Source organism: Coriobacteriia bacterium (assembly GCA_014859305.1).
GTDB lineage: Bacteria > Actinomycetota > Coriobacteriia > Anaerosomatales > Kmv31 > Kmv31.
This window is the reverse complement of the sequence record JACUUM010000073.1, coordinates 1-14,704: the sequence shown is the minus strand read 5'-3', so window position 1 is coordinate 14,704 and position 14,704 is coordinate 1. Positions and strand designations below refer to the sequence as shown.

Genomic DNA, 14,704 nt, shown 5'->3' with positions numbered 1-14,704 from the left:
GTCGCAGCCTCAGCGCGGTAGCACGACCACGTGCCGGAAGGGCTCTTCGCCCTCGCTCGACGTCGTCACCCTGCGGTCCTCCCGCAACGCGATGTGCACGAGCCGACGCTCGTAGCTGCTCATCGGGCGCAGTGGGACCGCTCGGCCCTGTCGGCTCGCGCGCTCCGCCGCCCTCGCGGCGATCTCCTCGAGTTTCGCCTTCCTCCGGTAGCGGTAGCCGGACACGTCCACGAGGACCGGATGACGGAAGCCCACCCTCTTGTTCGTGATTGCCGAGACCAGGACCTGGAACGCATCCAGCGTCCTGCCGTGGCGCCCGATGAGGACAGCGAGGTCGTCGCCGACGATGTCCAGTATCACCTCGCCCTCGTCACCCTCGTACTCGTCGATCTGCGCCTCCATCCCGAACCCGGAAAGCACCTCGCGGATTACCCCGGAGGCTTCGTCGGCGACGCGGTCGACCTCTTCCACGCTGTGCTCCGCGTGCGGCGGGGCGCCGTCGCCGCCTGCGGCCTCTTCGGCTGCCGGCACCTCGGCCGCCCCGGCCTCGCGTTCGGCCTCCTCCATCTCGCGGAGGAACGACTGCTTGAGCCGGACGCGCACGCGTGCGGGCCGGCCCGAGCCGACGCCGAACACCTTCCTTCCCGGCTCGTCGAGCACCTCGTACTCGACGGCGTCCTGCTGGACGCCCAGCTCTTCCAGGGCCGCATCGATCGCCTCTTCGACCGACGCGCCCTCGGTCACGACCTCTCGCTCCATCTATTTCGCTCCCTCGCTCGAGGAGTAGTACTTGATCGTCACCACCTGCTGCGCCACCTGCCAGGCGCTCGAAGTCACCCAGTACAGCAGCACGCCGGCCGGGCTGATCCAGCCGAAGTACAGCATGAACACGCTCATGTACAGACCGATCTGCTGCTGCTGCTTCTCCCCGGGCATCAGCCGCTGTGGCAACCAGACGCTCAGCGCGAAGAGGCCGACGAGGATCAGATAGGGAAGGGCGGCAAGGAGGCCGTCCGCGGCATACACCTGCCGCGGTTCCGATGTGAGGTCCGGAATGATGATCCAGAACCTGCCGGCATCCAAGTTCCGGAGCAGGCTGAACAACGCGAAGAAGATCGGCAGCTGCAGCAGCAGCGGGAGGCAGCCCCCGAAGGGGTTGACCTTGTTCTCCTGGTAGAACTTCAGCGTCTCTTCCTGCAGCTTCTGCTTGTCGTTCTTGTACTTCTGCTGCAGCGCCTTGATCTTCGGCTGGATGCGCTGCATCTCGTACATCGACTTGGTCTGCTTCCACGTCAGCGGGATCATCAGGACCCTCAGCACCACGGTCAGCAGGATGATCGCGACCCCGTAGTCCCCCACGAGACCGTAGAACCAATCGAGGGCCGCGCCCAGGACGTTGATGAGCGGATCCAGCACTGTTCTCACGATTCCTTCCCGAGGGAGGACGGTGTACCTATCGAACCTTAAGAACCCTTAACCGCCCTACGGGACGGGGTCGCTCCCCCCGGGATGCCACGGGTGGCACCGGGAGAGACGCTTGACGGCGAGCCACCCCCCGCGCGCGAGACCGTGCCGCTCTATCGAGGCCGCGGCGTACGCGGAGCAGCTCGGCGTGAACCGACACGACGGGGGCAAGAGGGGAGAGACGGCCCTCTGGTACAGGCGGATGAGCGCGACGGCCAGGGCCCTCATCACTCTTCACCCCTCAGGCCGGCCCGGCGGAGCAGCCCCTCCAGCGCTCGCCTCACCTCGGGCTCGGACGCGTCCGCGGTACCCAGGCGGGCGATCAGTGCGGCGTCGTACCCGGACCAGGGCGCGCCTGTTCCTCTCGCAGCCTCCCTGAGCAGCCGTTTCGCCCGGTTCCGGACCACGGCTCCTCCGATCCTCTTACCCGCGATAAAGGCGACGCGGCCCTCGGGGCCGCGTCCCTCCGGCGTCTTGCCGTACAGCAGCGTCAGGAGCGGATGCGATACTCGCCGTCCGCGCCTGAACAGCTCCTCCATCTCGAATGAGGACTTGATGGTCCTCACGCGTCCCACGGCAGGCACGCGCCGGGGCGCTTCAGGCGCTCAGGACCGTGCGCCCCTTGCGGCGCCGGTGGGCGAGCACGGCACGACCGGCTCTGGTAGACATGCGCGCGCGGAAACCGTGCGTCTTGCTCCGCTTCCGCGTGTTCGGCTGGTACGTCCTCTTCACGTGTTCCTCCACGGTAGGCGGCCGCACTCGGCCACAAAGCCGCACAAGTATAGCGACGGCCGAAAACGAGTGTCAAACGCACGTCCGCGGCGCGCCCCTTCCTGTGGACAGCCGCACAAACCTTCCAGCGGTAGGACAGAAAAAAGCGGCGAATCTGTGGATAGTGTGGAAAAAGCAGGACTGGCGATTGCCTGCGCTGTGGATAACCGCGAACGGCTCGTTGTGGGCCCCAACCCCCTCTGCTAGAATCGGTCTCGCTCGCTACTATGCCGTTTACGTGCGGTTTTGCTTTGATAACTGTCTCGGGGGACCACCTGCGGCGGGACTCCCCGCAACGCCTTCGGCGAACCTTCCGGACCGGCTCCCGTCATGCCCGGGCACGACGGGTGGGAGTGGTGGTCGGTTTCCACAGGAGGGGTCCCGTGGAAGGGCGTGGCGGGGGCGGGGAAAGCCTTTCCGGCACGTGCCGCTCGTGTGAACAGCGCGTCTTCGGGAAGCCGGGGCGGCCGGGCGCCGAAGATGTCCACAGCTGTGGAAAGCGGTGTGGACAATCGCGGAAGGCCCTGGCAGGAGGGTTCCATGGTCGACGTAGAGGGTTTCCGCAAGGGTGGACCGATACGGGCGTTAACAGGTTTTTAGGTTTCGCCGCGAAGCGCCGTGCTTGTTGATAAGGATGTGGGTCTGTGAAAGGTCTGGGAGGGGGGCGGTGAGGGGGTTCTACCTCGATACGGCGCCCGCTCCGGCCGCCGCCCCCCCTCGGCCGGAGGCAGCGCCTTCGCCCGCCGTCGCGTCCGCGCTCCCTCGCAGGCAGCCCGCGGCCGGCGCCCGTGCCCGGATCGCCGTCTACGACGCGCTCACCGCACCACCCCGGGTGGAGGACGTCGTAGGCCGTGACGTCCGCTCCCTCATCGGCGCCCTCTCCGAGCGCACCTACGCACTCGCGCGCGAGCAGGGCGGCCGGATCCCCTACAGCGTGATCCGCGAGGTCGCCGAGAACCTCCTGCACGCCTCGTTCAAAGACGTGGTCGTGACGATACTGGACGCCGGGAGCACGATCCGGGTCGCGGACAGGGGGCCCGGCATCGGCGACAAGGACCGCGCGTTCCTCCCCGGCTTCACCACCGCCGACGACTCGATGCGCCGCTTCATAAAGGGAGTGGGCTCCGGTCTGCCCATAGTCCGGGAATCCGTGGGGTTCTCCGGCGGCTACGTCCAGATCGAGGACAACCTCGATGCGGGCACGGTGGTGACCGTCACGGTCCCCTCGGCCGAAGCCCCCCCGGACCCGCCGGCGCGCCCCCTTCCGCCCAAGGAGGAGAGGGCCGTAGTACCGTCGGGACCCCCGGCCGTCGCCGAGTCGGGCTCCCCGGTCCTCGGGCTGCGCCAGAAGCAGGTGCTCTCACTCGTGATGGAGCTGGGGAGCGTTGGGCCCACGCGGGTCTCCCGCGAGCTCGGCGTGGGCTTGTCCACGGCTTACCGCGACCTCGCGCTCCTCGAGGAATCGGGCCTTCTCATGTCGGACACCACGGGCAAACGCGTACTGACCGGCCGGGGCGTCGAGTACCTCGACAGCCTCACGAGCTAGGACGGGGAGAGACGCGTGGAAGAATCCTCGGCCCGCGGTGACCTCGCTGCTTCCACCGAGCCCTGCGCCGTATGGGACCAGACCCTCGGGATCATCCGCACGGAACTCAACACCCCGACCTTCAAGACCTGGTTCGAGCACACGTGCCCGCTGGGCTTCGTCGACGACACGCTCGTCGTGTCGGTCCCGAACGACTTCGCGAGGGACTGGCTCGAGTCGCGTTACAGCGGGCTCCTCCGCGGCGCCCTTCGGAAGGTCACCGGGCGCGACGTCTCGGTCGGCTTCACCGTCTCCGCCGAGTCTCCCGCCGTCCGCGAGGCCGTCGCCGGCACCGGGATCCCGCCGGTACCCGACCTGGACGAGGCCGAGCAGCGGCGCGTCAAGGAGGCCATCGAGGGCGACTTCAACCCGAAGTACACGTTCGACAGCTTCGTGATGGGCTCGTCGAACCGGTTCGCCTACGCCTCCGCCCTCGCGGTGGCCGAGAGCCCGGGCAAGGCCTACAACCCGCTGTTCGTCTACGGGGGAGTGGGGTTGGGGAAGACGCACCTCCTCCAGGCCATCGGGCACTACGTGCAGGCCGGCTTCCCTCACAAGCAGGTGAAGTACGTCTCCACCGAGCAGTTCACGAACGACTTCATCAACTCCATCGGGGACCGCGACAAGAAGCGCATCGACGGCTTCCGCCGCCAGTACCGCACCAACGACCTCCTGCTCGTCGACGACATCCAGTTCCTCGCCGGCAAGGAGGGAACGCAGGAGGAGTTCTTCCACACGTTCAACACGTTGCATCAGGCCGGCAAGCAGATCGTGCTGTCCTCGGACAGGCCGCCCAAGGACATCGCCACCCTGGAGGACCGGCTGCGCACGCGCTTCGAGATGGGGCTCATCACCGACATCCAGCCTCCCGAGCTCGAGACCCGGATCGCCATCCTGAAGCGCAAGGTCGAGCAGGAGCACCTCGTCGTCCCCGACGACGTCCTCGAGTTCGTCGCCGGCCGGATCTCGAGCAACATACGGGAGCTGGAGGGCGCCCTGATCCGCATCGTCGCCTTCTCCTCGCTCACCAGACACCCTATCGACCCGGAGCTCTCGCGCAACGTGCTCAAGGACATCTTCCCCGAGCGCTCGTCACGTCCGATCTCGGTCTCGACGATCCAGCAGGAAGTCTGCAAGTTCTACGGCATCAATCGCAACGAGCTCATCGGTAACAAGCGCTCTCAGGTGATCGTCTACCCCCGCCAGATAGCCATGTACCTCTCACGCGAACTCACCGACCTCTCGCTGCCGAGGATCGGCGCCGAGTTCGGAGGTCGCGACCACACGACGGTCATGCACGCCACCAAGCGGATCCAATCCACGATCAAGGAGAAGCGCGAGGTGTACGACCAGATACAGACGCTCACCAACGTCATCCGGCAGAAGAGCTGAGGGACGGACTTGTTGAAGAGTAGGTGGACAAGCGCCGGCGCCGTTGTGGACACGGCGGCCTGTCTTGTTGATAGACCCGGAGAGACGGCGACGGTGTGGACAACGCCCACGTTCCTCAACACGGTCGTCCACAGTGGAGACGCCGACCCGGTACTGCCGTCACAGGCCCCGTCCACACTATCCACAGCACTGTTACTACGACTGTCGTTGATCTGGAAAGAGAGGAAGCAGTAATGAGGATCACCCTGGCAAGAGGTGAGCTGCTCGACACGCTCAGCGTGGTGGGCAGGGCCTTGTCGTCCCGCTCCACCCTCCCGATCCTCTCCGGCGTGCTGCTCTCAGCCGAGCACAGCCGCATCGTCATGCAGGCGACCGACCTCGAGATCTCCATCAAGGCCTCGGTCGAAGCCAAGGTGGACCAGGACGGCAAGACCGTAGCCCCGGGCAAGATGCTCACCGACATCGTGAGAAGCCTTCCGGAAGCGGCGGTGACCGTAGCGAGTGAAGGGGACAGGATCTCGGTGACGAGCGGCACGGCCGCCTTCTCACTGAAGACGCTGCCCGGCCAGGACTTCCCGCGCTTCCCGGAGGTGTCGCCGGAGAGCAAGGTGGAGCTGGCGATCGACGTCCTGTCCAGGGCCGCGAAGCAGGTGTCCCGGGCGGTGAGCAGGGATGAGACCAGACCGATACTGACCGGCGTGCTGACCGTCGTGGAAGGCACGTCGCTGAGACTGGTGGCGACGGACTCGTACCGCCTGGCGGTGAGCGAGGTCCCCCTCGAGAACGCGGGCGGAGAGGTCGAGGTCGTGGTGCCGGGCAAGGCCCTCGAAGAGGTCGTCCGGTCCTCGTCGGCCTTCGACAAGGTGACGATGGGCGTTTCGGAGAACCAGCTCGTCTTCGAGTTCGGCGACATCACGTTCGTGTCGAGGCGGATCGAAGGGGCGTTCCCGAACTACCGGCAGCTCATCCCGAAGGATCCGCACACGAAGGTGACGCTGCCTCGGGAGGAGCTGCTCGAAGCGGTCCGAAGGGTGTCGCTGCTGGCGCAGCACAACACGCCGCTGAGGGCGAGGGTCGCGGCGGGGGACAAGACACTCACGCTGTCGGCCACGACGCAGGACGTGGGAGAGGCCACAGAGGACCTGATGGTGGAAGCCGAGGGGGAGGACGTGGAGATCGCGTTCAACCACGCGTTCCTCGCCGACGGCATCACCTCCTCGGAGGGTGAGTCGATGGACGTGGAGATCGTGAGCCCGCTGAAGCCAGGGGTGCTGCGAACCCCGGACGACCCGGGGTTCCTGTACCTGCTCATGCCCGTGCGCCTCGGGTGAACGGAGGGCGCGACCTGAGGCTCTCGCGAGTCGAGCTCACCGATTTCCGAAGCTACGGCCGGTTCGAACTCCAACCCGGAGAGGCCCTCACGATCATAGTGGGGCCGAACGCCTCCGGTAAGACGAATCTGCTCGAGGCCGTGTACCTCACGACGGCGGGCTCGTCGTTCCGGCGGGCTCGCCCCGAGGACCTCATACGCCGGGGAGCACGGCGCGCGACGGTGCGCAGCGAGGCGTCCTCACCCGAGGGCTCCCGGCTGGAGGTGGAGATGACCGCCGAGGACGGGTCGCGCCGATACCGCGTGAACGGGAAGCCCGTCAGGCGGCGCAGCGAGCTGGCCGGGCGGCTGCCGGCCGTGGCGTTCACGCCGGACGACCTGGCGCTCGTGAAGGGACCGGCGGAGGTCCGGCGCGACGCGATAGACGAGGTGGGGGAGGGACTGGCCGCCGCGTACGGAGCGCTGCGCAGGGAGTACGGACGGGCGCTTCGGCAGCGCAACGCGTTACTGAAGGACGGTGTCGCCGGCGCCGGCGAACTGGAGCCGTGGACCGAGCAGCTCTCCAGGACAGGCTCGAGGCTCGCGCTGCACCGCACAGCGTTGCTGCGGCGGATATCAGCCGAGGCCGAGCGCGTGTACGGGGAGGTGTCCGGGGGCGAGCGGCTGCACGTGAGCTACGAGGACGCGTACGGGATAGGAGCGCGGAGGTGGGAGGCGGACCCCGCGGCCGAGGAGGTCGAGGAGGCGATGCGGGAGCGCTTCGAGATCCGCCGAGGCGACGAGATCCGCCGGAGGACGACGCTCGTCGGGCCTCACAGGGACGACGTGGTCCTCGAAGTGGCCGGACGGGACGCCCGCGCGCAGGCGTCCCAGGGGCAGCAGCGGACCGTCGCGCTGTCGTGGAAGATCGCGGAGCTGAGGGTAGTCAGACAGGTGACGGGGCGAAGACCGGTGCTCCTGCTCGACGACGTGATGTCGGAGCTGGACGAGCGCCGTAGGGGAGCGCTCACCAGGCACGTGGGGGAGGGACTCCAGACGCTGGTCACCGCCACGACGCTCGACTCCTTCCCGCCGCGGTTGATGGACGGAGCCCGCATCGTGACGATGTCCCCCGCCGGGGAGGACCGTTGAGCGAGCCGACGAGGATGGGCGGCGCCGTGTCGCGCTTCCTGGCGGCGGCGGCGGACCCGAGGGCGCTGGATGCCTCGCGCGTACTGACGGCGTGGGCGGAAGTGGCCGGAGAGCAGGTGGCCTCGCGCACGCTGGGCGGCCGCTTCCGCGACGGCACGCTGCACGTGCAGGTCGACTCCCACGCATGGGCCGACGAGCTCCGGCTGATGGGGGAGACGTTCAGGCGGCTGCTGAACGAGCGCCTCGGTAAGGAAACGGTCAGGGCGATCCGCTTCACTGTCTCGGAGAAGGTGAAAGCGGCTCGCCGGCGCGAGGAGGCCGACAGGGACGCCGCGCGGCGCTACGAGCCGAGGGGGCGCGCCGGCGAGAGCCTGGATGCCGAGGAGCGCCGGCGCGTCTCGCGGGCCGGCGGGGAGGTCGCCGATGCGGGCGTGGCCGAGGCCCTGAGACGGGCCATGGAGGCGGACCTGCTGCGACGGAAGCGAGGACCCGAGAAGGGCTGAGGACGGTCCCGGGGCGGGCGGCGCGGGCGGCTGGCCGAGGAGCGCCCCGAACCGACCGAAACGCAATCGCTTGTGTTAGAATATGCGGGGTGACCACGACATATTGTGGAACCGGTCTCAACCACCCCACCAGTGACGGATGTCGCGACGCGGAGGAGACGGCGTGCCCAAAGGGTCCTACTCGGCCAAGGACATACAGGTCCTCGAAGGGCTGGAGGCCGTCCGCAAGCGGCCTAGCATGTACATAGGCTCGACCGGCCCCAAGGGCCTGCACCACCTGGTCTACGAAGTGGTCGACAACTCGGTGGACGAGGCGCTGGCGGGGTTCGCGAGCGCGGTGGACATCACGCTGCACGCCGACGGCTCGGTGACCGTGGTCGACAACGGCCGCGGGATCCCGGTCGACAACGTGCCCAAGTACCGCAAGACGGCCGTGGAGGTCGTGCTCACGATCCTGCACGCCGGCGGCAAGTTCGGCGGCGAGGGATACAAGGTATCCGGCGGCCTGCACGGCGTCGGCGTCTCGGTGGTCAACGCGCTCTCGGAGCGCCTGGACGTCCAGGTGAAGCGAGAGGGCAAGGTGTGGGAGCAGTCCTACGAGTACGGCAAGCCGAAGACGGGCCTCAAGACCTCGGGCAAGACCAAGGCCACCGGGACGACGATCCGGTTCTGGCCCGACACGGGCATCTTCGAGACCACCGACTTCAGCTTCGACATACTCGCCACCCATACGCGCGAGACGGCCTTCCTGAACAAGAACCTCAAGATCGCGCTCATCGACGAGCGAGAGCTCGAGCCTCGGCGCGAGGAGTTCCGCTACGCCGGCGGCATCGTGGACTTCGTGAAGTACCTCAACGAGACCAAGGACACGCTCCACCACAAGGTCATCTACTTCGAGGCGGAGGGCGCCGAGGGCCACGTGGAGGTCGCCCTGCAGTGGAACGCAGGCTACTCGGAGGCGGTGCTGGCGTTCGCGAACAACATCAACACCCACGAGGGCGGCACGCATCTGGAGGGCTTCAAGAACGCGCTGACGCGCACGATCAACGACTACGCGCGGCGCCAGGGCATCCTGAAGGAGAAGGACGAGAACCTCACCGGCGAGGACATCCGCGAGGGGCTCGCCTCGATCATCTCCGTGAAGCTGCGTGACCCGCAGTTCGAGGGCCAGACCAAGACCAAGCTCGGCAACACCGAGATGCGCGGGTTCGTGCAGTCCACGGTCATGCAGGGGCTCGCCGAGTACCTCGAGGAGCACCCCAAGCCCGCTCGGGCGATCGTCGGCAAGGCTTCTCAAGCGGCCAAGGCGCGAGCGGCGGCCCGCAAGGCCCGCGAGCTGACGAGGCGGAAGGGGCTGCTCGAGTCCTCGACCCTGCCGGGCAAGCTCGCCGACTGCTCGCTGCGCGACGCGTCGCTCACCGAGATCTTCCTCGTGGAGGGCGACTCGGCCGGCGGGTCGGCCAAACAGGCCCGCGACCGCTCCTTCCAGGCGATCCTGCCGCTGAAAGGCAAGATCCTCAACGTCGAGAAGGCCGGCATCAACCGCGCCCTGTCCTCGGACGAGATCCAGGCGATGATCACGGCGCTGGGGACCAACATCGGCGAGGAGTTCGACATCGAGCAGGCGCGTTACCACAAGGCGATCATCATGACCGACGCCGACGTCGACGGGGCGCACATCCGCTGCCTCATACTCACCTTCTTCTACCGCTACATGAAGGAGATGATCGAGGCCGGCTTCGTGTACATCGCGCAGCCGCCGCTGTACAAGGTGAGCTGGGGCAAGAAGTCCGAGTACGCGTACACCGACAGGCAGCTGCAGCAGGTGCTCTCGCACGTGCCCGAGGGCGCCAAGCACAACATCCAGCGCTACAAGGGCCTCGGCGAGATGAACCCGGAGCAGCTGTGGGACACGACGATGGATCCGGGGAGCCGGACGCTGCTGCAGGTGAGCCTGGACGACGCGCTGGCCGCCGAGAAGGCGTTCGCGGACCTGATGGGCGATCAGGTCGACCCGCGCAAGGAGTTCATCCAGCGGCACGCCAAGGACGTACGGTTCCTCGACATCTAGACGGCAGGGAAGGCATGGGCCGGGATCGGGGTCCGCGATGACACAGGGCGGCGAGAGGCGGGAGAAGAAGGCCTTCGAGCCCCCTCCCTGGGAGCGGGAGCGTTTCGAGCGCCTGGGGCGGCGCGCCGAACAGGAGCGGCGCACCGAGGCCGAGCCGGGGGCCGCGGCGCCCGCCGCGCCCGTGCGGCAGCAGCCCGCGGCGGCGCGGACGGGGCCGGCCGAGACGGTGCCGGCGGCGGAGGCCGGCGGAGGCCGGCGGGGCGACGCCGACGCGCTGTTCGAGATCCTTCGCGCGGAGGAGGGCCTGGACAGGATCCGGACCGATACGCTCTCGACCTGGGGCGGCCTGACCGTAGGGATCTTCGGCGTGGTGATGATCGTGTGGGCGGCGGTAGGCGCCGCCCGCGGCGGAGGCCGGCCGCTGGCCCTCGCGCTCGCGGTCACGCTGCTGTGCGTGGGAGGGCTGTTCACGGCCGCCGGCGTGTGGCTGGCCGGCAAGGGCCTCAAGCGACAAGGAGTGCTGTAAGTGGCCGACATGATGGACGGCACGACGATCCTGCCTATCGACATCGAGGAGGAGCTCAAGAGCAGCTTCCTCGAGTACTCGATGAGCGTCATCGTCGCGCGTGCCCTGCCGGATGTGCGCGACGGGCTCAAGCCGGTCCACCGCCGCGTCCTGTACGCGATGAACGAGTCGGGCCTCACGCCGGGCCGGCCGTACAAGAAGTCCGCGTGGACGGTCGGGGAGGTCATCGGCAAGTACCACCCGCACGGCGACGCGGCCGTCTACGACACGATGGTGCGCCTGGCGCAGGACTGGTCGATGCGCGTGCCGCTGGTGGACGGGCACGGGAACTTCGGCTCCGTCGACGGCGACAGCGCCGCGGCGATGCGCTACACCGAGGCGCGCCTCCACCGCATGGCGATCGAGCTCCTGCGGGACCTCGACAAGGAGACGGTGGACTTCGGCCCGAACTACGACGAGTCCCTCGCGGAGCCCATCGTGCTCCCCGCTCGCTTCCCGAACCTGCTCGTCAACGGCTCCTCGGGCATCGCGGTGGGCATGGCCACGAACATCCCGCCGCACAACCTCGGCGAGACGATCGACGCCGTGACGATGATGATCGACGACCCCGAGGCCACCATCGAGGAGCTCATGACCGTCCTGCCCGGCCCGGACTTCCCGACCGGCGGCGCGATCATGGGCCGCGACGGTATCCGCGACGCGTACGAGACCGGCCGCGGCTCGATCAAGATCCGCGGCAAGGCCCACATCGAGCAGACCTCCACGGGCCGCACCCGGATCATAATCACCGAGATCCCCTACATGGTGAACAAGTCCAAGCTGGTCACCAAGATCGCCGACCTCGTGCGCGAGAAGAAGCTCACCGAGATCTCCGACCTGCGCGACGAGTCGGACCGCAAGGGTATGCGCGTCGTGATCGAGCTCAAGCAGGCATGCATCCCGCAGGTCGTGCTGAACAAGCTGTTCAAGCACACGCAGCTCGAGACCGGCATGGGCATCATCATGATCGCGCTGGACGACGGGGTTCCACGCACCATGTCGCTGCAGCGGATCCTCAAGGCCTACATCGAGCACCAGAAGGACGTGATAGTCAGGCGCACGCGTTTCGAGCTGCGCAAGGCCGAGGACAGGGCGCACGTCCTCGAGGGCTACGTCATCGCGCTGGACAACATCGACGAGGTCATCCGGATCATCCGGTCCTCGGAGGACGACGTGGAGGCCAAGAGCCGGCTGATGGAGGCCTTCGCGCTGTCCGAGGTGCAGACCGACGCGATCCTCGAGATGCGGCTGCGCCGCCTCACCGGGCTGGAGCGCCACAAGATCGAAGACGAGCTCGCCGAGCTGCGTGAGAGGATCGCGTGGTTCAAGAAGGTGCTGGGCGACATCGGGCTGGTGCTGCAGATCATCAAGGACGAGATGGCCGAGGTCCGCGCCAAGCACGCGGACAAGCGCCGCACCGAGATCACCGCAGCGGCGGGCTACCTGGACGTGGAGGACCTCATAGCCGAGGAGGACATGGTCGTCACCGTCACCAGCGCCGGCTACGTGAAGCGCCTGCCGGTGGCCACGTACCGGCAGCAGAGGCGCGGCGGCAAGGGCATCGCCGGAGTCAACCTGCGCGAGAACGACTACGTGGAGCACCTCTTCATCGCGTCCACCCACGACCACGTGCTGTTCTTCAGCACGAAGGGCAAGGTCTACCGCCTGAAGGTGCACGAGCTGCCCGTGGGCTCGCGGCACGCGCGCGGCACGGCGGTCGTGAACCTGCTGCCCTTCGAGGCCGCCGAGCAGATCGCCGCGGTCATCACCACGCGCGAGTTCCCGGAAGACGAGAACCTGCTCTTCGCCACGAAGCAGGGCATGGTCAAGAAGACGGCCCTGAGAGCGTACGCACGGGTGCTCTCCACCGGGATCATCGCGATCAAGCTGCGCGGGGACGACGAGCTCGTCTCGGTGCGCCGCGTCAAGCCCGGCGACAAGGTCATGCTCGTGGCCAGCTCGGGCAAGGCCATCAAGTGGGACGAGTCCGAGGCGCGTCCGATGGGCCGCGACACGACCGGCGTGCGGGGCATGACCGTCAAGGGTGAGGACCGGGTGCTGGGCATGGAGATCGCGCCGCCGGACAGCGAGCTCTTCGTGGTCACCGAGCGCGGCTACGGTAAGCGCACGCCGGTCGGGGAGTACCCGCAGCACCATCGCGGCGGTCAGGGGGTCAAGACCATCCAGGTGACCGAGAAGAAGGGCCCGCTGGCCGGCATGAAGATAGTGCTGCCCGGTCAGGAGCTCATGCTCATCTCGGAGGAGGGCGTGGTCATCCGGGTGCGCGCCGAGGACATCAGCAAGCTCGGCCGCTCCACCCAGGGCGTCAAGGTGATGAACGTCGGCCCGGCCGACCGCGTCTCGGCGATCGCGAGGGTCTCGTCCAAGAAGCGCAGGAAGGCGGCGCCGGAGGGTCAGGGCGTGCCGGTGCGCGAGGACACCGAGGCCGCGGAGGCGTGCCCGCCGGCGAGCGAGGCGGAGCGGGAGGCGGAGGCCGAGGAGCTCGTCGCCGAGGAGTTCGAGGGCGCCGAGGAAGGCGCGGTGGCCGAGCCGGCCGAGGACGAGGAGTAGGGGCGCGCGGAGGCCATGGCTCCCGGCCCGTCTCCCGCCGAGCGGCTAGCCGAGTTGCAGGGCGTGCTGTTCGACCTCGACGGCACGCTCATCAACACCGTCTCGCTCATCCTGAGCTCGTTCCGCTACGCCACCGAGCGCGTCCTGGGCCAAGCGCTGCCCGACCCCGTGCTCATGCGGAACGTCGGCGTGCCGCTCATCGACCAGATGCGCGAGTTCGACCCCGAGCGCGCGGACGAGCTGCTGCGCGTCTACCGGGAGCACAACGCCGCGCACCACGACGAGATGGTGGTCGAGTACCCCGGGACCGAAGAGACCCTGGAGTGGCTGCGCGCCCGTCGCTACCCCCTGGCGGTCGTCACCTCCAAGGGCACACCGATGACGATCCGGGGTCTCCAGCGCTTCGGGCTGGAGCGCTTCTTCGACGTCGTGGTCACCGCCGACGACGTGCCGGAGCACAAGCCCGACCCCCATCCCGTCGAGCACGCGGCGAAGCTCCTCGACGTGGATGTGACGCGGAGCGTGTACGTGGGGGACAGCCCGCACGACATGGCCGCGGGGATCGGCGCCGGCGCGATCTCCACGGCGGCGCTGTGGGGCGCGTTCGCGTCCGAGGACGTGCTGGAGCCGGGGCCGGACTACGCGCTGCGCAGCATGAAGGACCTGCCCGAGATGCTCTCCGGCGGCGAGGCGCGCTTCCGCAACGGCTGGTAGCATTGTCGGAGCCGCGTCCGCCCGGCACCGACGCGGCTCGAAGCAGGGTGCCGCGATCTAGGAGGACCGGGTGAGACGCAAGAAGCTCGTGGCCGCCGCGGCGTCAGTGGCCGCGTTGGCGGGCGTGGCCGCGGCCGTGGCCGTGACCCTGTCCGACGGGCCGCCGGCCGTGACGGCCGCGGAGGTCCTCCGCGAGGACCTCTCGGTCACCGTGGTCGCGACGGGCCGCGTGGAGGCCGACGAGCGAGCCGACATCGCCCCGCCCGTCGCCGCGGCGCTCGCGTCCATCGAGGTGGCCGAGGGCCAGCGCGTCAAGGCCGGCCAGGTGATCGCCGAGTTGGACACGGAGCAGCTCGAGGCGCAGCTGCGCCAGGCCCAAGCCGCGGAGCGCGCCGCCCGGGCCCAGCTCGCGGCCATCCGGGAGGGCGGCCCCACGCCCGAGCAGATCCAGGCCGCCGACGAGGCGGTCGGAAGCGCGCGAGACGGGTACGAGCGCGCGCGCGAGGCGGCGCAGGCGTTGACGGACGCGCTGGCGCAGGCGCCCGGGGACGCCGGCGGCGCCATCGGCGGGTTGGATGCGGGTCCTCTGGCCGACGCCCTCGTCGGG

15 protein-coding genes are annotated in these 14,704 nt (G+C 68.4%); 10 read left to right on the top strand and 5 right to left on the bottom strand.

Annotated features, from left to right (window positions below; all coding sequences use genetic code 11):
• Positions 1 to 9: 9 nt before the first annotated feature.
• Genes IBX62_10130 through rpmH form a run of 5 tightly spaced genes read right to left on the bottom strand, consistent with a single transcriptional unit; the run spans position 10 to position 2,196 of the window.
• The gene (locus tag IBX62_10130) at positions 10 to 759 is read right to left on the bottom strand and encodes a Jag N-terminal domain-containing protein (protein MBE0477443.1); all 750 of its coding nucleotides are present in this window, start codon (positions 757 to 759) and stop codon (positions 10 to 12) included.
• Positions 760 to 1,425 (bottom strand): YidC/Oxa1 family membrane protein insertase, encoded by a 666-nt coding sequence (locus tag IBX62_10125; GenBank protein MBE0477442.1) that lies wholly within the window; start codon positions 1,423 to 1,425, stop codon positions 760 to 762.
• Between the two features lie 57 nt (positions 1,426 to 1,482).
• Entirely contained in the window at positions 1,483 to 1,695 is a 213-nt protein-coding gene (gene yidD / locus IBX62_10120; protein MBE0477441.1) for a membrane protein insertion efficiency factor YidD, read from the bottom strand.
• Complete coding sequence (gene rnpA / locus IBX62_10115) at positions 1,692 to 2,030, bottom strand: ribonuclease P protein component (GenBank protein ID MBE0477440.1); 339 nt, start codon at positions 2,028 to 2,030, stop codon at positions 1,692 to 1,694. Before rnpA ends, yidD begins: the two co-directional genes overlap by 4 nt.
• A 31-nt stretch (positions 2,031 to 2,061) precedes the next feature.
• A complete protein-coding gene (gene rpmH / locus IBX62_10110) occupies positions 2,062 to 2,196 on the bottom strand; it encodes a 50S ribosomal protein L34 (GenBank protein ID MBE0477439.1) in 135 nt (44 codons plus the stop codon).
• A 706-nt stretch (positions 2,197 to 2,902) separates the two neighbouring features.
• On the opposite strand from rpmH, the gene IBX62_10105 reads away from it, so the two are divergent.
• The 10 genes from IBX62_10105 to IBX62_10060 form a co-directional block, all read left to right on the top strand.
• Positions 2,903 to 3,781: a histidine kinase gene (locus IBX62_10105; GenBank protein ID MBE0477438.1), complete on the top strand. Its 879-nt coding sequence runs from the start codon at positions 2,903 to 2,905 to the stop codon at positions 3,779 to 3,781.
• Between the two features lie 15 nt (positions 3,782 to 3,796).
• Complete coding sequence (dnaA, locus tag IBX62_10100) at positions 3,797 to 5,212, top strand: chromosomal replication initiator protein DnaA (GenBank protein ID MBE0477437.1); 1,416 nt, start codon at positions 3,797 to 3,799, stop codon at positions 5,210 to 5,212.
• A gap of 233 nt (positions 5,213 to 5,445) precedes the next feature.
• A complete protein-coding gene (dnaN, locus tag IBX62_10095) occupies positions 5,446 to 6,543 on the top strand; it encodes a DNA polymerase III subunit beta (GenBank protein MBE0477436.1) in 1,098 nt (365 codons plus the stop codon).
• Positions 6,540 to 7,673 (top strand): DNA replication/repair protein RecF, encoded by a 1,134-nt coding sequence (locus tag IBX62_10090; GenBank protein ID MBE0477435.1) that lies wholly within the window; start codon positions 6,540 to 6,542, stop codon positions 7,671 to 7,673. The genes dnaN and IBX62_10090 overlap by 4 nt, the downstream gene beginning before the upstream one ends.
• The gene (locus IBX62_10085) at positions 7,670 to 8,176 is read left to right on the top strand and encodes a DUF721 domain-containing protein (protein MBE0477434.1); all 507 of its coding nucleotides are present in this window, start codon (positions 7,670 to 7,672) and stop codon (positions 8,174 to 8,176) included. Before IBX62_10090 ends, IBX62_10085 begins: the two co-directional genes overlap by 4 nt.
• A 139-nt stretch (positions 8,177 to 8,315) precedes the next feature.
• Entirely contained in the window at positions 8,316 to 10,247 is a 1,932-nt protein-coding gene (gene gyrB / locus IBX62_10080) for a DNA topoisomerase (ATP-hydrolyzing) subunit B (protein MBE0477433.1), read from the top strand.
• Between the two features lie 37 nt (positions 10,248 to 10,284).
• Positions 10,285 to 10,773: a hypothetical protein gene (locus IBX62_10075; GenBank protein ID MBE0477432.1), complete on the top strand. Its 489-nt coding sequence runs from the start codon at positions 10,285 to 10,287 to the stop codon at positions 10,771 to 10,773.
• A 9-nt stretch (positions 10,774 to 10,782) separates the two neighbouring features.
• A complete protein-coding gene (gene gyrA, locus IBX62_10070; GenBank protein MBE0477431.1) occupies positions 10,783 to 13,383 on the top strand; it encodes a DNA gyrase subunit A in 2,601 nt (866 codons plus the stop codon).
• A gap of 15 nt (positions 13,384 to 13,398) precedes the next feature.
• Positions 13,399 to 14,097: an HAD-IA family hydrolase gene (locus IBX62_10065; protein MBE0477430.1), complete on the top strand. Its 699-nt coding sequence runs from the start codon at positions 13,399 to 13,401 to the stop codon at positions 14,095 to 14,097.
• Between the two features lie 70 nt (positions 14,098 to 14,167).
• Positions 14,168 to 14,704 (top strand): biotin/lipoyl-binding protein (locus IBX62_10060; protein MBE0477429.1); only part of this gene is annotated, 537 nt, incomplete at its 3' end.

Excerpts from the sequence above, each read along its gene's own strand:
- IBX62_10130 (MBE0477443.1), bottom strand. The coding sequence starts at position 759 with ATGGAGCGAGAGGTCGTGACCGAGGGCGCGTCGGTCGAAGAGGCGATC.
- gyrB (MBE0477433.1), top strand. The coding sequence starts at position 8,316 with ATGTCGCGACGCGGAGGAGACGGCGTGCCCAAAGGGTCCTACTCGGCC.
- IBX62_10075 (MBE0477432.1), top strand. The coding sequence starts at position 10,285 with ATGACACAGGGCGGCGAGAGGCGGGAGAAGAAGGCCTTCGAGCCCCCT.
- IBX62_10065 (MBE0477430.1), top strand. The coding sequence starts at position 13,399 with ATGGCTCCCGGCCCGTCTCCCGCCGAGCGGCTAGCCGAGTTGCAGGGC.
- gyrA (MBE0477431.1), top strand. The coding sequence starts at position 10,783 with ATGATGGACGGCACGACGATCCTGCCTATCGACATCGAGGAGGAGCTC.
- dnaN (MBE0477436.1), top strand. The coding sequence starts at position 5,446 with ATGAGGATCACCCTGGCAAGAGGTGAGCTGCTCGACACGCTCAGCGTG.